The sequence below is a fragment of the Ruegeria sp. YKSD179 genome (genome assembly GCF_059612885.1).
Genome location: NZ_JBXWRL010000061.1, coordinates 1 through 17,277, shown reverse-complemented (window position 1 = coordinate 17,277; position 17,277 = coordinate 1). Strand labels below are relative to the sequence as shown.

18 protein-coding genes are annotated in these 17,277 nt (G+C 53.5%); 9 read left to right on the top strand and 9 right to left on the bottom strand.

Annotated features, from left to right (window positions below; genetic code table 11):
• The first annotated feature begins 19 nt into the window (after positions 1–19).
• Entirely contained in the window at positions 20–2,866 is a 2,847-nt protein-coding gene (locus AC2FNE_RS21340; protein ID WP_496806230.1) for an AsmA family protein, read from the top strand.
• 26 nt (positions 2,867–2,892) lie between these two features.
• Here AC2FNE_RS21340 and AC2FNE_RS21335 read toward each other — a convergent pair whose 3' ends face one another.
• A complete protein-coding gene (locus tag AC2FNE_RS21335; RefSeq protein ID WP_496806229.1) occupies positions 2,893–3,411 on the bottom strand; it encodes a hypothetical protein in 519 nt (172 codons plus the stop codon).
• Between the two features lie 382 nt (positions 3,412–3,793).
• Between AC2FNE_RS21335 and AC2FNE_RS21330 the strand changes: the two genes are divergently transcribed.
• Positions 3,794–4,867, top strand: a complete 1,074-nt coding sequence (locus AC2FNE_RS21330; RefSeq protein ID WP_496806228.1) for a ligand-gated ion channel — start codon at positions 3,794–3,796, stop codon at positions 4,865–4,867.
• A 680-nt stretch (positions 4,868–5,547) separates the two neighbouring features.
• On the opposite strand, the gene AC2FNE_RS21325 is transcribed toward AC2FNE_RS21330, so the two are convergent.
• Complete coding sequence (locus tag AC2FNE_RS21325; RefSeq protein ID WP_496806227.1) at positions 5,548–7,032, bottom strand: YfjI family protein; 1,485 nt, start codon at positions 7,030–7,032, stop codon at positions 5,548–5,550.
• Positions 7,029–7,469 carry a toprim domain-containing protein gene (locus AC2FNE_RS21320; RefSeq protein WP_496806240.1) on the bottom strand — a complete coding sequence of 147 codons (441 nt, stop codon included), beginning with the start codon at positions 7,467–7,469 and terminating at the stop codon, positions 7,029–7,031. Before AC2FNE_RS21320 ends, AC2FNE_RS21325 begins: the two co-directional genes overlap by 4 nt.
• Here AC2FNE_RS21320 and AC2FNE_RS21315 point away from each other — a divergent pair.
• Positions 7,386–7,646: a GNAT family N-acetyltransferase gene (locus AC2FNE_RS21315; RefSeq protein WP_496806239.1), complete on the top strand. Its 261-nt coding sequence runs from the start codon at positions 7,386–7,388 to the stop codon at positions 7,644–7,646. The genes AC2FNE_RS21320 and AC2FNE_RS21315 overlap by 84 nt on opposite strands.
• Positions 7,647–7,876: 230 nt before the next feature.
• Complete coding sequence (locus tag AC2FNE_RS21310) at positions 7,877–8,458, top strand: hemerythrin domain-containing protein (RefSeq protein ID WP_496806226.1); 582 nt, start codon at positions 7,877–7,879, stop codon at positions 8,456–8,458.
• Between the two features lie 146 nt (positions 8,459–8,604).
• Here the strand turns inward: AC2FNE_RS21310 and AC2FNE_RS21305 are convergent, their stop codons facing one another.
• Entirely contained in the window at positions 8,605–9,144 is a 540-nt protein-coding gene (locus tag AC2FNE_RS21305; RefSeq protein WP_496806225.1) for a Crp/Fnr family transcriptional regulator, read from the bottom strand.
• A gap of 68 nt (positions 9,145–9,212) precedes the next feature.
• On the opposite strand from AC2FNE_RS21305, the gene AC2FNE_RS21300 reads away from it, so the two are divergent.
• A complete protein-coding gene (locus AC2FNE_RS21300; protein WP_496806224.1) occupies positions 9,213–9,794 on the top strand; it encodes a hypothetical protein in 582 nt (193 codons plus the stop codon).
• A 23-nt stretch (positions 9,795–9,817) separates the two neighbouring features.
• The gene (locus AC2FNE_RS21295; protein WP_496806223.1) at positions 9,818–10,222 is read left to right on the top strand and encodes a type II restriction endonuclease; all 405 of its coding nucleotides are present in this window, start codon (positions 9,818–9,820) and stop codon (positions 10,220–10,222) included.
• Between the two features lie 307 nt (positions 10,223–10,529).
• Here the strand turns inward: AC2FNE_RS21295 and htpG are convergent, their stop codons facing one another.
• Positions 10,530–12,395 (bottom strand): molecular chaperone HtpG, encoded by a 1,866-nt coding sequence (gene htpG, locus AC2FNE_RS21290; protein ID WP_496806222.1) that lies wholly within the window; start codon positions 12,393–12,395, stop codon positions 10,530–10,532.
• 134 nt (positions 12,396–12,529) lie between these two features.
• On the opposite strand from htpG, the gene AC2FNE_RS21285 reads away from it, so the two are divergent.
• The 3 genes from AC2FNE_RS21285 (at position 12,530) to AC2FNE_RS21275 (ending at position 14,005) form a co-directional block, all read left to right on the top strand.
• On the top strand, positions 12,530–12,727 hold the full coding sequence (locus AC2FNE_RS21285; RefSeq protein WP_496806221.1) for a class I SAM-dependent methyltransferase: 198 nt from the start codon (positions 12,530–12,532) through the stop codon (positions 12,725–12,727).
• A 9-nt stretch (positions 12,728–12,736) separates the two neighbouring features.
• A complete protein-coding gene (locus AC2FNE_RS21280) occupies positions 12,737–12,976 on the top strand; it encodes a hypothetical protein (protein WP_496806220.1) in 240 nt (79 codons plus the stop codon).
• A gap of 207 nt (positions 12,977–13,183) precedes the next feature.
• A complete protein-coding gene (locus tag AC2FNE_RS21275; protein ID WP_496806219.1) occupies positions 13,184–14,005 on the top strand; it encodes a methyltransferase domain-containing protein in 822 nt (273 codons plus the stop codon).
• A gap of 280 nt (positions 14,006–14,285) precedes the next feature.
• Here AC2FNE_RS21275 and AC2FNE_RS21270 read toward each other — a convergent pair whose 3' ends face one another.
• The 4 genes from AC2FNE_RS21270 to AC2FNE_RS21255 form a co-directional block, all read right to left on the bottom strand.
• The gene (locus AC2FNE_RS21270) at positions 14,286–15,086 is read right to left on the bottom strand and encodes an outer membrane protein (RefSeq protein WP_496773586.1); all 801 of its coding nucleotides are present in this window, start codon (positions 15,084–15,086) and stop codon (positions 14,286–14,288) included.
• A gap of 73 nt (positions 15,087–15,159) precedes the next feature.
• A complete protein-coding gene (locus tag AC2FNE_RS21265) occupies positions 15,160–15,312 on the bottom strand; it encodes a hypothetical protein (RefSeq protein ID WP_496773587.1) in 153 nt (50 codons plus the stop codon).
• Between the two features lie 2 nt (positions 15,313–15,314).
• A complete protein-coding gene (gene gntH / locus AC2FNE_RS21260) occupies positions 15,315–16,553 on the bottom strand; it encodes a guanitoxin biosynthesis MBL fold metallo-hydrolase GntH (protein WP_496773589.1) in 1,239 nt (412 codons plus the stop codon).
• A gap of 74 nt (positions 16,554–16,627) precedes the next feature.
• Positions 16,628–17,206 carry a TetR/AcrR family transcriptional regulator gene (locus tag AC2FNE_RS21255; protein WP_496773590.1) on the bottom strand — a complete coding sequence of 193 codons (579 nt, stop codon included), beginning with the start codon at positions 17,204–17,206 and terminating at the stop codon, positions 16,628–16,630.
• Positions 17,207–17,277 lie beyond the last annotated feature (71 nt).

The following is a 17,277-nucleotide window of genomic DNA, read 5'->3' as shown; positions in this document are numbered from 1 at the left end:
GCAAATTGGAAAACTTTGCATGCCAAGATGGGTTAAGCGAACGACGTATTGGGTACTGGGCATTGCGCTCTCGTTAATTTCCTTTGCTTGGCTGGTACTTGCAGCTCCCTTTTTTTCTGATCTGCGGAAATCGGTTGTTCAGAACTTTCTATCTGTAGAAATCGGCCAAACTCTACTAATCGAGTCTGATGTCCGGGCCGTCATCGCGCGAACGGCGTATCTCGCGGTGAGCGATGTTGTGATCCCGAGTGAACAGATCGCAAACCTAAACCTAGCGGAACTTGGGGCACTGGAACTAGATCTCGATCTTCTGGGACTTTTGCGCGGTGATTTGAATTTTGACAATATCAGAATCAAAGATCTTCGTGTCAATTTGGTGCGGCAGAAAGATGGTACAACAAGCTGGTCCGACCAGCCTGATGGCTCTGTCGATGACAAGCCCAACGGGACAGCGGCGGTCGAAGTTGAGAACGATATCGTCGCATTTTTAAGCGATAAGAACGCCGAGGTTAATTCGGTGATTCTGAACGTCAAAAACTTGGACTCCGGCTTCGAGTTCCTTTTTGATTTAAAGGCTTTGAGCCTGCAGCAGGTTCGCGACAGCAATGCTGTAGTTGTGTCCAGCCACGGCACGTTAAATGACCAGCCTTTTCTGATTAAAGGCGAGTATCCCCGCGGCGATGTTTCTTCGACGTATGTGACAATGGGTGACCTCGTTGTGAATCTTGAAGCACAAGCTCTATCCCAAGAACGGGGAGGTGGGTATTCGGGAGACCTGACGTTAGATACCGGCGAAATTGGTGACCTTCTTGATATCCTTAAGCTAGAAAGAACGCTGGAAGGGTCTGGACAGCTTTCGGCACATCTTGTGCGTCAAGGTACTGGGTTAGCAGTTCAGGATCTTCGCTCTGTTCTTGAGTTCGAGAACGGCACGGAGATAACTTTGGATGGATTTGCGGACGACCTTTTGGCGTCACGCGATTTTGACATCACAGTCGGTGGCCGACTTTTCCCCGAAGGCCAACAACCGCCCAGAGCTACAGAACTCAGCGACTTGGAGTTGACGAAGTTCACGGCCAATCTTTTGAGCAAAAAGGGGGCTATGGAAATCAAAGAGGTCCTTCTTGAAACCAACTACTCAAAGAGAGATTTCCGTGAAATCGGATCGACCACGGTTGGGCAGGTGCGACGGACAGAGAATGGCGGCCTCGCGCTCGAAAATGTACTAGCGCAGATCGGTCCACATGAAGCGCCTTACGTATTGGTAAGAGGCGAAATCCTAGACCTTCTTCAATTCGAACAGCTTGACTTCCAGGGATCAGTAAACGCTCCTGCGAAGCTTTTATTGCCTGAACTCCAAAATGATATGGATCAGGCGTTCGGTAGCCTGGTCGCAGATTTCGAAGTGTCCGACTCGATGGGTCAATTAAGCCTGACGAAACTGGAAGCATACTCCGAAAACACCAAGCTTTGGAACCTGCAGGCCAATGCCGCTGTCCGAACGGTGCGAAGCATTGACGGTGTTGATTTTGAACTGAATCTGGACGTTCCGGATACAGTCGCTTTTCTATCTGCACTGCAACTTCAGAAAGTCGACGCCGGTCCACTAAGCTTGTCGGTGGTGGTTGAAGGCGTCGATTCCGGCCTAGAAACGCTTGTGGCCATTGGTACCGCTCAATCACGTTTGCAAACAAACCTGAGGACGACTTTTGATAAAGACCTACGGACCACGGTTCACGGAAGTATCCAAAGTGAACGGTTGAACTTGGAAGAATTGGGAAACGTCGTTGAGGCAGGTCTTCAGCTTGCCTCAATGGATGCGGCTTCCGACGGCACAGAAGCATCAAGCGAGCGCAAGGTACAGCCTTTGGTGCTGCACATACCAAAGGTGGAGCCGAAACCCGAAATAGAAACAAAACGTGATGACGGGCGTCTCGTTCAGAAATTGGTTTTAGACGCGAAAGACCGAGCCTCGCAAACGGATACAGTAGATGTGGGTCCTTCGGGTCGGATCGTCCAACCGCTGGTTCTCGAGGATGCACCTACCGACGGCGATCCGAAGGATCTGTTTGACCTGGAACATATTGGGCGTGACCTTGACCTCGAAATCACGATCGAGATTGCCGAGATTGTCGGGCAAGCGGGTATTTCAAAGATCTCCAGCGGCATCATCTCGAAGGATGGCAAGGTTGATCTGGGCCCAATTGAGTTTGGGTATGGTGGCGGATTCTTCAAACTTGCTGCCGAAGTCGACTTCGTCGAGGCTCCGAATGTCGTACGCGTATACGGCGGAACCAGCGGGTGGGATTTTGGCGCGATACTCCATGAAGTTGGGGCCGGTATCCCAGCACGGGGCAAGCTTCGGGCGGATTTCGATCTGACTGGCGATAACAAATCAGCACAGGGATTTGTCGATTCAATGTCCGGAGCGGTTACGATCTCGATGGTGGATGGCGCGATCGCGACAAGTCTGCTTGACCTGGCGGGACTGGGCCTCTTCCCGTGGTTATTTTCTAAAGAACTACAACAAGGGTACACGAGCATCGTTTGTTTAGTCGCCCCGCTGCGCATAGACGCCGGCAAAGTATCTTCGAATGCGACCGTGGTCGAAACCAAGAGCGTTCAGTTGGTGGCAGCGGGTTCTGCCGATTGGAAGAACGATCGGGTCGCGATAAGCGCCGAACCCAGACCGGTTGGGCGTCCTTTGGCCCGGAGCGCCTGGCCCTTCGAGGTGACCGGGCGACTTTCCAACCCAGACTTCAAGATCGGGGGAAGGTCGAACCAAAAAACCGGAAAAAAGGCCCCAAGAGAAGAAAAAGGCCCGATTGCCGCCCGAACACCCTGCAAGCCTGATATCCAACAGTAGCCGCTTAGTTCGTTCCTGCTATGTGACTATTGTGCTGACGATTGCTCCGCATCGCAAGTCCGCGCGGCATTGATAGCTTTGGCAGTACCGTTGAGTTTGAAGGCTAGCGCATTTTCTCCGTCACCCTTGATCGACACTTCGTCTCGTTTCCCAAACTCTTTTATAAATTCGGGATTATTGAAGAATGCGTACCCGCCGTGAAGGTCGCCCTTGATCACCCCGACATACTCGCCTTCAAAAAGCGACTTAACAAAGTCAAATTGGATGGTGCCGGCGACCCCATCTTCTATATCTATCCATTCAGCGTGGTAAGCAGCAAAGAAGCCGCCTTCTCGATCTGGTACGAAACCAACCTGGACGAGCGTTCCGTCTTCCAGCGTACTTTCAATGTAACACCCATTGCCAACCGACGGATCAATTTTGATTACCCAGCCGCCGCTCTTCCCCCATTCGCTGTGTAAATCTATGTCTTGATTGGACTGAGCACTCGCAATGAAAGCGGACGTTGATATCATAGCGACGGCACAGAAAGCTTGCTTTAACATGCCTATGCTCCCTGTCTTTCATTTCAGGGTCAATACTGCAGCTCCAATACCGATTCGGCCAACAGCAAAAACCGAGACTCTGCAGATTCGTAAACTAGCCCCGAGTTTCGTCTTCAGACGCAATTTCATCGCAATTCATCGAACGAAGAACCGTCGCTTCGCGGTTTTCGGGGCGTTTTACGTTTCCTACCGCAGTTGCATAATCAGTCAGTTTTCGCTGATATGAAGTACAAAGGATGTCTGCTCTGAGAAGCGTGTTTCTGGTCAGCTGTTGTTTTGTTCGTCTTTCCGAACAAACCGCTAGCCTAATTTGCTGAAATTCAATTCGTCGGTGTAGTCTTTAGTTAAGTTTCAGGTTCGAAAGTCTTTTTGGGGGAGCTGAGTGTATTGGGTTTTGGCGCGCGCTTGGATCGTGGCGTTACTTTGCATCGTTTTGGTTGGCTCTGCGTCATCTGAGGCTCTTGGTCCGCTTGATGCGCGTCCAGATGCGCAGTCTACGACTGGCCCCATCACCGTGGCGGTAGGCATTTTCATCGAACAAGTCGTTTCCGTCGATCAGGTCTCTGAGAACTTCGTGGTTGTCGCGAATATCCGATTGCGGTGGGAGGACTCGCAGCTCGCGTTCGACGCCACCGCTTATGGGCGCGACTACAAAGTTTTAACGCCCAGTGAGTTTCGCGAACTTGCATCTTCTGTTCCAACGATCATCCCGGCCTTCGTGATCCAGAACCAGCAAGGCAGGCGTTGGGAACAACAGGATGTCGTGACCATCAATGAAGATGGCTTAATCAATTACTACGAACGGGCTACGGTGACCCTGCAAGCACCCCATTTCGATTTCCGAAAATTCCCGTTCGATACGCAGCCATTTTACCTCGAGGTGACCTCACTACATCCGACCGACACGGTCGACCTCGTCGCTATGCCCGACTACTCCGGCCTCGGCGACCTTTTGGGCGAAGAGGCATGGATATTAGAGAACCCAAGCCTGAATGCCTCAACCGTGACCGGCCTCAGCGGGCTGAAAAGCGCGCAGATCGCGCTTGGGTTTACGGGTCGCAGGCATATTCAGTATTATACACTGCGGATTTTTCTGCCCATGGCCGTTTTGATCGTGGTGTCATGGGCAACCTTTTTCCTTGACGAGTACCGGCGGAGGATCGAGATCACGGGTGCGAACCTGCTCGCGTTCATACTTTTCAATTTCGCGGTTTCAAACAAGCTACCCGAGCTTGGTTATCTCACCTTTCTCGACTTCATTCTGCAATGGATGTTCATCGTGACCGGCGGCATCATCGTGTTGAATGTCGGACTGACACGCTTGGTAAAATCCGGGCGAGAAGAGCTTGCTCACAAGATCGACACCTACGTTATCAAGTGGGTATACCCTATCGGCTACGGGGCTGTTATCGCTTTGGCAGTTCTGCAGTTTTTTATCTGGGTAGGTATGACTTAAAGTGCGAATAAGGCGCTTTCATCGCCTGTCGGGCGTTTCTTTCAAACAGCATTGTTTGAAGCAAAAGTATATTGTTCGCCGACTACTGCCTGTCGGATTCCCGCACTTAGCTACCGATGCCGCGCCGTTAGTCTCTGTCCACTTTTGGGCCAAGTGTTGAAACCCAAGCACTTTGGTCAAATGACTGCTTTGTCGCGTTAAAAGGACAATCCTAACCATCGGCCTGTTCGAATAGGCGAAGCACGGAACAATTGCACGTCGTCGTTGCATCTTGGTCGGAGATGGGGCCGGCGGAGTGCCAGCCTTGTATGGGCACAATTCTACTTTGTCATGTCTCACTCTTCCAGCTTCGGGTCACTCCGTTCCACATCCGTCCGTTGGGACCGAACCGATCCCAACTTCCAAGGCGGCGCCATTCTTCTAGCGAGACGACGCGACCAGTCCAGGTGCATTGTCTGCTTCCAACACTCTGTGCAGAAGACGTTAAAGCCGGAGCAGTTGGACAGAAGCCCGGCTTCGCGACCTTGGGTGGTGCTAAGCGTGCTAATTGTGCTAACCGAGAAGGCTCTGATTTGGGCCGATTAGCACGGTTAGCACGTTTAGCATTGGCAGGAACATCGGTATCCGACTTTTCGATCGGAGATAGCTCTGCCAAGGCACGGCGCGCATCGAACCACATCTCAGCACCTCACAACTTTATAGGCTTCCTTGCGGGCGACCCCTCGGACTTCCGTTCCCGGTTCCAAAGGTACCAACCACCCAGCCTCCTCAAGCATACTGATCGCTTTCCGGGCAGCCGGCCTGTCGCGAAGGGCGCGGATCGGTGCCCGCTGCAATACATCGCTTGGCAGGACATCTGGCTCTTGCCAGACTTCAAGGAGCCAAACGCGCAATTTCTCGGCGACATCGATTGCGGCCGATATTGTCGCCGCGTCCGCCAGCCTGAGCGCTTCACAAAGATAGAACTGCGAAAGTTCGATCCCATCCGCCATCGTTTTGCCGCTGACGCTCTCGGCTTGCAGATTTTCCCAAAGCGTCAGAACGCCGGCGATGCGTGCAGCCTGCTCAGCCACCTTGGATGCGGTGCCGGTCAGATGCGCACAATCGCCACCCGGCGCCTGCGCCAGCTCAATGGCGTCAGCAAACTCAACCAGCAGTGCCTTGGCATCTTGCGACAACGGCAAAAGGCGAGGTTGCAGTTCCCGCGTCTCCAGTTCCATCGGTAGTGCGGTTTCTAGATTACGCCGCAATAGTCGAGAGAAGTCGAACAATGCGGAATCATTCTGATGCATGTGCGCGTGCAGCCGGGTGCCAATTGTGCTGGTTGGCTCGCAGATTAGGAACCTTGGCAAGAATCCTGTATCGGCCGCCATCGGGTCGGACATAAAAGCGCGCGCTACACCCGGTTGTACCATGAGATGGGCAGCAAGCCTCCGGCCGTAGAGCGTCAACGAGCCATCGCCCTTCCGAGTGCGGCGGATTGGGTTGCCCTGCCAGAGATCGTTAAGTGCAGCGAGCGTTTTCTGTCGATTTTCGCTGTTCATGGCATGCCCGCCCAGGAACTGACCGGCTTCATCAGAGAAGATCCCGAGGCTTGGCTGCCCTTCGGCAAAAAGTCGGGTTAGCCCCTCAAAGGTCGGCTCGGTGACGACGCGCTCGGGCGATGCAGGCATCGGCGGCTCATGTCCGAGGGCTTCGAGGTCGGCCTCCGCGGCCGTCCTCTTCTCTCCTTTGCCTCTCTTGGCTTCTGCAAGAATGCGGTCCCGCTCGCCCCTCCAAAGAGCCTGGGCGTTTTGCCAGCTGGATACGTCATCCTTGTGGATCTCGGCCTGTTCTTTCTCAAAGGCTCGAAGTTCCGCGATTAGGGGCGCATAGCAACCTGACTTCCGTTCGCCGGACATGGCGATCGTTAGGGCAAAGAGGCTTGTCGGTCTAGGGCCGCCGAGGGTCTCGACATCTGCATGCCCCTGCACGGCCAAAGAGGCGACTGCCAAAGCCGATTGCGCCGGCAATGCTACGGGTGCCAGTGTCATCCCCTGCACCGCCTCGACAGTTGCTCGAAGAGGACCCAGCGCTTCGACGGGATAGTCGCTGCCGGGTGGCACCTCTCTCAAGAGCGGCCGCGGGCCCTCGACCCGATGTGGGATGGGCTTCACCACGTTCATGCTGTCAGCTCGTGCTGCAGAATGTCGTTGAAGTCCAGCCCGTCGCCCGGATCGACCGTTGAAACGCTCCAGCCGTGCGAGACGGCGCGATCCGCGAGGTCGAATGCGGCCGCTCGTCCGGCTGTGTCTCCGTCGCAAGCGATCACCAACTCTCCGGGCTCTTCCGGCAAATTCAGGGCGGACATGCCCGACGACGACAGGGCCGCCCAGACGGAACCACAAGTTTCGAACATTCCGCTAGCTAGGCTCAGTGAGGTTTCGATGCCTTCAGCAACAACGAGAGGTCCGGGACCCTCGACAAGTCGTACGGCACCTCCTTTGACGCTGCCCAGCATCGCCTTGTTTGGCGCCACATCGGTCTTGCTGGAACCGCGCAGATAAGTCCGATGGATCGCAAATCTGTCGGCTCCGTCGACCTTCGCGATCAGTGCCGGTATCCGTTTTGCGTTTGTGTGCCAGCACTCCGGGTGGAACCGAAGTGTCCGCGGCAAGGGACAGGCCTATCGCGGGCATTGATGACCGAATTCGTCGACCGCATGAGAAATATGGGAAAATCCGCGATCTACCTTATGTGCAAGGAGCATCATGTCCCGCTCTATGAGAGGTTTGGCTGAAGCTATCTTCATCCATCAACCTCTGAGCATGGAGGAATGACTTGGCATGAAATGTCTATGCGACTTTGAACCGTTTGTTGGTTGAGCCATGGTTAGCTGACATTGGAACAGCCGCAATGAACGTCAACTTTGTCCGCGCAGCAGACATTCACTGAATTCTGCCGAACGTCTGCACCGAGCCCAAAGCTGCCGCCCTTGACTTGGCGTGAGTAAGGCTTTTCTTGTCCATTATGACTGACCTTTCTACCCAATTGCTGAATGAACTCAGCCTCGACGAGGCTGCTCGACCGAAAGCGCCGCCGGTGCTGGACGCAAAAGAAATACACCGTGAACAAGGCCGACAACTCGCCGCAATCCACCGGCATTATCTTATGGAGATGGCCCAAATCGGCGCCGTTCTGGCACGGATCGAAGCGCGGGAAACTCCGCCTGAGCACCTGAAGCAGATCGTGCTTTCACTCGACATGTCTGAGAATTTTCGAGTATTTGGATCGCTTTGCGGGCGCGAATGCCAGTTACTCAAGTTCCACCACGACATTGAATCCTCTGACATGTTCCCCCGGATCGAGGCAGCTGGCGGAGGAAAGTTCCGCGAAATAGTGGCCAAATTGAAGTCAGAGCATGAGGTGGTCCACGAGTTAATCATCCGCCTAGGACGTGCAGCTGAAATGTTGGTGGAAGACCCTTCAGATACGAATTTCATTCAGGCAACCGCCACATTTAGAAAACTGGAAGAGGTTGTACGCTCCCATTTCGGCTACGAAGAAACCGAATTGGCAGAAGCCATCGGATACTATCTCGGGTCGATCTAACGGTGCCTTCTAGACGCCTACCACCGTCGACCTCGATAACGCTTTAAACCGCAAAGCGGTAACGACTGAAAATCGGTGAAATACTGCGTTCAGCCCAAAACGGACGAATTTCCATGAGTATCCTACGTCTCAACAAGGGTGGTTCTTCAGCAGCTACCTTGGAAGGAGTTTCGTCTGCGCTGCGCTAGTTCGCGGTATAGCGCAGGAGATGACACACCGATCTCTTCGGCAACACGCTTCCAATGGCCAACGGCCGGTTCGCCATGGAGCTCTAGCCACGCGTCAAGCCGGTCAGCTACACGTTGCAGCCTAAGGATTTCGACGCGCGCTCTTTGACTTTGCAGTTCGTGAGATTGTGCTTTGATAAATTCGAGCGCGGCGTCTGGCTGGTCTGCCAAACTTCGGAGTAGAACCTCTCGCTGCAAACAGGCAACGACGGTGTGCTCTTTTGCAATGGCATCGCAATGATACTTATCGGCAAACAGAGAGGCTTCAGTGATGATCGTTCCTTCAGAGGCTCTGTGAAGCGTCAACGCTGTGCCGTCCGCCAACGGTCTTTCCAATGCTACGGTCCCAACCCGGACCAAGAATATCGAGCGGATCGACTCGTCGCGCCTGAACAATACACCGCCCGGTTCGATGGTTCGTTCCCGCGCATCACTAAATATTGACTGCAATGCTGACATGATAGGTATCATACAGAACTGAGTGGCATTCTGGTAAGATGTTTCCAGAAACAACTCGGGAGCTTCCTATGCGAACTACGATACCGATTGCCATAATGATGCTTGCCGCAAGTACAATGATAAGTGTTGCAGAAACCAATCACGACACCAGTTCGAAGAAACACAAAATGCACATGCACGCGCAAATGCACGGCGGAACCGGACTGAAAGAACCGGGCCAAGGCGCATTTGCTGCCTTGTCCGAGGTTGTGCGTGTTCTTGAGGCGGACCCTGAAACAGATTGGTCAAAAGTCGATTTGTCAGGGTTGCGCGAACACCTCGTTGACATGGACAGGCTTGTTACCGGATCGATCGTAAACGAGACCCCACTGCCAGACGGGCTTCGTGCATTCGCCACAGGCGATGCCGACACGCTGGCCTCGTTGAAACGGATGGTACCAGCGCATGCCGGTCAGTTGGCGCGCGATGATCACTGGACCGTATCGGTTCAGGAAAGCGACGAGGGCGTTGAGCTGACAGTTACCAGCGAGGATGACGCCGTCGTAGCGCGGATCAAGGGTCTCGGTTTTTTCGGCTTGATGGCGAGCCAGGATCACCACCGCGAACACCATCTATTGATGGCACGTGGCGAGGATGCGCACGCGCATTAATCACCAAGAGATGTGCGGCATCGTTGTTGCTTGCAATCAATCGCATGGGGCGCGTAACCCACACGCGCGAAGCCACGACCGAGAAGCGGAACGCTGCCGACTTCCTGTTTCCAGGCGAAGACGAATACGCCGATCGCCGGTACCCGGATGACCAGCTTGCTATGCTCGCGGTGAAAACAAGCTGCAAAGACCGCTGGCGGCAGGTCCTGGCAGAGGCGGACCGGATCAGGACGAAACATCTGCTTACTCTTGAGCCAGCGATATCGAAGATCCAGACGGCCGAAATGCAGGGCCAGGGCCTGCAGCTTGTGCTTCCCGCGTCACTGCACAGCACCTATCAGGCGGATCAGCGTGCATGGCTCATGGGCGTAGGGGATTTTCTCGGGGCGGTCCGCGACCTTCGCGGGCGCCAGAGGCTGCTCATCTGAAAACTCCAAATTTTTTCAGAAGGCAGGGCAGTTATGTCCGCTGAGCGGAACTTCCGGTAGTTTTCCGGAATGGCCACTTTCGACAGAAGCAGACATTCAAACCGACAGCAACGGGCCGGCGCAAATCAATGACTGCTTTTACCAAAACCGGACGTTTACCAAAAACGGGTCAAGGACTGCTAAGCGGACAATCCCGCCGTTCACATGCCAGGATCCGAGGCTTACTTTGACCGAGTTCATAACGCGGTTATGCCAACCATTTTTTTGCAGGTTGCGCATCGGAGCTGAGAATTTCCCGGCGCCTCCTCTAACTAGAGAAAGCGCGTGTCATGACTGTTCCCAGTCGCTTTGCGAACTCGGATGGGTCGCTTGGGGTTTCGCCTTCGACGATTCGCGCCTGATCCAGAAGGAGGTGAGCTGCGTCCCTCAGAAGGCCATCGTCGCCAGCAGCCTCTGCCTTCGCCCGTTCTGCCAAGGTGGTGATAATCGGGTGGTTTGGGTTTAGCTCGAGTACCCGAGGCATACCATGCTCCAGTTGACCATGACGTTTGAGCAGGCGTTCCAGATTGACATCCATGTCACCTTCATCAGCGATGAGGCAGACCGGGCTGTCTGTCAGGCGTTTCGACGGGCGCACGTCTTTGACTGTCTCGCCCAGTTCCACTTTGATCGCGGCGATCAAGGCAGCGAGATCCGCGTCCTTCGTCTTATCTTCGTCTGGATTTGCCTCTTCGGTTTTGACATTATCCAGGTCTGCTGCGCCACGAGTGATTGACTTGAGCGGTTTGCCATCGAACTCGGTAATGTGCTGCAGCCAAAACTCGTCTACGTGGTCGGACAGAAGCAGCACCTCGACGCCCTTAGCCGTGAAGCCCTCCAAATGGGGTGATTGCGCGAGCTTGGCGGCGTTCTCTCCTGCGATGTAGAAAATTGCTTCCTGCCCTTCTTTCATTCGAGAAACGTAGTCAACGAAGCTAGTGAGAGCATCCTCCCCCGTGGAGGCGAAACGGCAGACCTCAAGAATGCGGTCGCGCAAGCTAGGATCTTCAACCAGACCCTCTTTCAACACTGCGCCAAAATTACCCCAAAACTTCGCGTAGTCTTCCGGCGACTTGGTAGCCTTTTTCTTCAACTCACTGAGGACTTTCTTTGTGACCTGGGACTTGATCTTGGCTAGCTTCGGGTCGGTTTGAAGCATCTCGCGGGAGACGTTTAGAGAGAGGTCTTGGCTATCTACGATACCGCGCAAGAAACGGAGGTATGCTGGGACAAGGTCCTTTGTCGTTTCGGAGATGAAGACGCGGTTTACATAAAGCTTCACGTGGCTTTTTTGCTCGGCGTCGAAAAGATCAAAAGGTTGGGTGGAGGGCACAAAAAGCAAGCTGGTGTGATTGAGCGTCCCCTCCACCTTATTGTGGATCACATGCCAGGGGGCGTCGTAGGCATGTGAGCTGTGGCGATAGAATTCGGTATACTGCTCTTCTGATATGTCTTTAGCCGGACGCGTCCAGAGCGCTTCCGCAGCGTTGAGCGTTTCCTCCCCCAGCTTCACAGGAAAACTGATATGCTCGGAATATGTCTTGATAATATGTCTAATGCGGGCTTCTTCAGCGAATTCCTTGGCGTCTTTTTTGAGGTGCAAGGTGACCGTGGTTCCGTTGGTGTCGCGCTGCGCCGCCTCGATCGTGAAAGACCCTTTGCCGTCGGACGACCAGAGCCAGGCCTCATCCTCGTCGGCCCTACGGGTCAGCACTTCAACTTTGGCGGCGACCATGAAGGCCGAGTAGAAACCAACACCAAACTGACCGATTAGACCTGGGGCATCTTTTTCTTCAGCCTTTAGCGCCTCGATGAAAGCACCAGTGCCGGACTTGGCTATGGTTCCTAGTGTTTCCAACAAGTCAGCATGGTTCATGCCAATCCCGTTGTCAGAGATAGACAACGTCTTGGCTTTTGTGTCGAACTCAAGCGTTATTGCGAAGTCCTGTGATGGCGCCAGCTTCGCATCCGTCAGGGCTGCGTAGCGCAGCTTGTCACAAGCATCAGAGGCGTTAGAGACGAGCTCCCGTAGAAACACTTCGCGGTTGGAATAAAGCGAGCCCGCAACAATTTCCAAAAGTTGACCGACTTCTGTCTGAAAAGAAAACGTTTCTTTCTCGATGGTCCCTGCCATTTGAACCTCCTCATTCTACACGCGACGCTGATGTAGGTGACTCGCGCGTTGGTTTCAACGCAACAGATGCAAAGAAAACCCGACTCTCCAGTTAAGGTGGAGCAAAAGAGCGACGCAAGTAGCCTAAGTACTATGTGCCCAGCTTGGTAACCGCGCGCAACACGATGATGTATGTCGACGACCCAGTCCAAACTCTGAAAGAGTTTCGTAGGGTACTTCGACCAGGTGGCCTTGCACACGCGGTTGACGGAGACTGGTACATGATGGTCGCTGAGCCGGTTGAGCACGATGCTTGGCGTGCTTTCGTGAAAGCAGCATCGCATGCCTGCTGAACCTCGGACATGGGCAGGAAGCTATACAGCACGTTTCTGGAAGCAGGCTATCAGAACGTCCAAATTTCAATCTTTGCGAATGCAGATGTGGACGGTCGTCTCTTGGGAGTGGTCCGCAACATGGCAAAGTATGCTCACGAAAGCGGAACGCTTACTGCATCAAAAATCGATGAAATTGTAGAACAGGTTGAGCAAGCACTGGTTTGCGGCAGCTACATGCTCGTATCACCGCAATTCGTTGTGACATGATAAAATCCAGCTTAGAAATGGACCATACTTACCAATCTTCGCCTTCGTGGGCGAAGCTGCCCCACGATATCGTCGAGCGTTTGCTGTGCCGGCAAAGTTGCCTTCTGTGAAATCGTCAAATGTTTCACGTCGGCAACGCCAAACGGAAGATTAGATTTTGAGTTTTTCTGATGTTAGCGTCTCCCTCGATGGCGACTGGAGATTGAAATGGAAAATTTTGCTGAGTTCGGCAAAGCCGAGTTAAAGGGCTGGTCAGAGCCACAAACGGCAAAAGCCTATGCAGAGGGGTTTGCCTCGGCGGCAGAACAATGCGTCGCTGACATTGTGGAAACCTCACTTGTAACGAACGGTTCCGTTGCGCTTGATGTTTGTTGTGGCCAGGGAATTGTTGCAAAGGGGCTCGCAACTGCCGGGGCTGAAGTTATCGGTTTAGATTTCTCTCCGGCAATGCTCAAAATTGCACGTCGGGAAGTGCCGATGGTGGATTTTGTAGAAGGTGATGCAACCACTTTGCCTTTCGCAGACAATTCGTTCGATGCTGTCACAATGGGGTTCGGCATTCTTCACATCCCAAATGCTGAAGCAGCAATAAAGGAGGCAAAACGAGTACTGAAACCAGGTGGCCGCTTTGTTTACTCAGTTTGGGAATCACCCGAGACATCAGCCGCATTCCGGATAGTTTTTGGAGCCATTGAAAGATTTGGGAGTAAAGACGTTTCTTTGCCTCCTGGGCCACCTCTTCATGCTTTCGCAAACCCTGAATACGCATATCCGATTTTGATAGCAGCCGGATTTACTGAACCTCATATGCGATCTTCAAGTAGCGTTTGGGAAGTTTCAGACCCCGCCACTCCCTTTGACTATTTTCACGATGGCACCGTAAGAGGTGCGCTTTTGCTTAGATCACAGCCTGCCGAAAACGCTTCTGCGATTAGGGCAGCGATAGCCAGGGCAGTGCAGGCAGAGTTCGGTTCAGTTGCTCCCTGGAGAGTGCCAATACCTGCTGCCATAGTTTCAGCTACGGCGTAATTTAATCAAATAAGTGTTCTGCGCACAGCAACGGGGTGGGTTAAGCTTATATTTGGGCTTGTGATGTCTGTTTCGGGCTCGAGGCAGTCATCTGAGTCTTTCAGTCAGATGGCGGCTTAGGAACGGATAGCGGTCATTGTTGGTGGTCATTCCGAGAAATTTCGCCCGAAGGTCTACATTTAACGGCAGCGGACGTTCGCTAAAATCTGCTGAACGGCAGAGTTGCGGACATACCCGCCGTTGGCCGGAGTGCAGAGTATGCTTTGATCTGGGCTGCAAATCAGAATCTGAACTTGACACCAAGAACCGGCCCGTGCTGATCGACGTCATATTCGAACGCCCCTGTGGACAGCGTGTCGCTGTAGTCCATGCTGAAATATCGCCACCCAAAGAACAGCGAAGTTGTCTCCCACGGACGCCAATCCACACCAACATTAGCTCCGACTTGCAGGTCGTTACCGCCTGCGCCAAAGCCGCCAAGTTCCAAGGATGCAATTGCGGTCCATCGCTCGTTGAGCACCCAAGTGCCGCGTGCGCCGATTACGGGTTCCCACCAGCCTTCATCGCCGCCCAAAACCGGTATTGGTGCCGGAGATGTTACCGTTATCTCCTGGCGCAACGAGTTGTAGCGCGCGCCAGCCTGCAGATCGATGGCGTAGCGCTGCCCGTTACCCCCGATCGCGTCAACGGCCTTGTACGCCGCGAGTAAACCCAGCCATTCCTGGCGAATATCAGCGCTGAACGGAGCGCTTCCAGGTGTGGGCAAGCTCCCATCGGCTTCAAGCGAAACATAGTTGGCATCAATTATGAAACCCCAATCGCCGCGCCAGGCTTCGTATCGACCGGCTGCGGCGAAATCGAGGAGCTCCAGCGCGTCGCCAAAATCCAGGTCCAGTGGGACGGTCACTCCTGCAACCGTTGAGTCTCCGCTGGTTCTCGCAGGCAGGAACGCATAGATCGCAAGAGTATGACGCCAATCTGTTTCGCTTTGACCGGCGAGCGGAATTGGCTCCGCGATGGCTTGCTTCGAAGCGAGTACGGTTATTGTTGCACAGGCAAGTTTCAAAATGGTTCGTTTCATGGGTCAACTCGTTTCGCTGTTTTGATTTCTAGAGAAGACGAGCCGCCAGTTGGGCAGCTCAATTCTCGAAACCTCAGTGACTTTGGGCTTTGAGACGTGCTTCTTCAGGAGTCATTAGTTCGCGATGTGGGAACTGTTCGACGCGACCGTGGTGCATGCCCAAAAGCTTCTGCATCGGCTGAACCACCCACAGGCCGGGATAAAGTGCGCCGTATTTCTCGCTCAACACTATTTCTGTCCTAAACCGGCCAACCCACCCGGAGGTAGCTGCGCGTCGCTGCCGAACTCGGCAGCAGTTTCCGCCCAGATATCAGTCAAAAGTTCCTCCATGAAATAGTCACCAGACAAGATAAACTCTGAAAGGATTTCTTCGCTCTTGTCTTCAGCCACTTTGGGGCGTGTTGGCGGTGAAGGCCAAATTTCCCCGTCCACTACGGCCATCCTGACTTTGATATCGTCCTTTGTGACATTAAACACCATATAATCCTGCGCCATGGCCAGTGGTCCGTCATACACTTTCCGGATTTCTTCTAGCTGAGTTGGCAATGTGTCGTGATCGTTGAAGAAGTGATACCCGACGGCCATGCGCGGCTGGGTTTCAGCCATGAGTTTTCCGAACTGGCTGGGCGACGTATGTAACAACGTCCCGAGCAACAACGCGAAATCCGGCGAATAGTTCTGTTTTTCAATCAGCGTAGCGGGCGGCGCGAAACTCTCGTGGATTGAAAGATCCACCCCTTTGGTATGTTTGACCCACCAATGTGTCGGCGACGAGTCGCTTGAATAGGCCACCTTCATACCATTCCATTCGAGAATGAAGCTTACCGACCCATCAATTGCGTGCACTGCGGGGATGGATCGCACGACAACACCATTTTCTTCAAAGATGATCGCGTTAACACCCTTGTAGTCAAATTCATTCACTTCCAATCGGAGGCCGCGATCGTCAAGTTTGCCTATGATCGATTGCACCTCCCAAGCGTACATTTTTTCCATATGCTCCATCATCGCTTTGGTGCCCAGTTCCGGTGTCGGGCCGCTTGGCCCCCAAATACGCAAAGGGAAAGTGCGATTTGCTTTCAGGCCGCCGATCCAGAGTGAAGGCAAATCGGCCATGTGATCGAGGTGAAGATGTCCGATGAAAACCTTGTCGAGGTAATCGTAAGGTATTTTCATCGCGGAAATCCTAGCCATGGACTGTGCTCCGATATCGAAGAGAACCTTGTCACCATTGCCCAGTTCGACAAGAAAACAAGCCGCCGCCTGTTTCGGCCGCACAGTCGGCATGCCGCTGCCACAAACCGTGACACGTATCTCCTCAGCCCCAAGTGCTTCCGTTCCCGGGTAATAGACGTCGCCGTTGTGGCTTGGTTCGCTAGGACCGGGAACTGATTGCGCAAAAGGCGTACCACTGCTCCAGATCATTGCTAACCCCGCCAAAGTACAAATCAACGAGACTTTTCGCATGCCGCTCCCTCCGGAAAAATTGATGGAACACCGGTTCAGCCTAGCAAGTCGTAGATTTTAGTCAACACTAGTGTCTATAATTCAGAGATCAGTAACTCGATGCGGGCGTTTCTCAGTTCAGCGCGCTCCGAAGTGGATTGGTCTCGGAAAAGATCGCGTTCTGCTGAAGTGAAGCCGACGAAAGTGCGTGCACGCACCTCGCACGACAGACCTTCAAATCCAAGTGCTTGAAACAGTGACCTGACCAGCTGAAGTCGCTCTTGCATTTTTTTTTCGTAAACTTGGGCAACGGCTTCATCCTGTTTAGCCCACTGCCGAACTGATGCGTCGTGTCTAGCAAGGTCTTTGAGATCAACGGTTTCTGCGATTGCTTTCAGAGCTTCAACCGGCGTTTCCAATGGGTTGCTGTCCAAAACTTCGACAGGTCCCTGTTCCAAACTACCCCAATATTCGAGCAATGCAGCCAAAAGTGCTTGTCGGTCCTTAAAGTGAAAATAGAATCCGCTTTTGTTCACACCGATAGTTTCAGCCAACCGCTTCACCCGCACCGCGCCTACACCGCCGTGCTCAAGAGCATCCAGTGCTGCCGCTAGCCATTGCTCTCGGCTAACGCCGAAACGACCACGAGCCCTTATTGGATCGACATTTTCCATTTGAGCCTACTATCCTATTTGACTTGCGCGGTAATCAAAGTTCAATTTGCATAACTTATCGATCGGCCCGG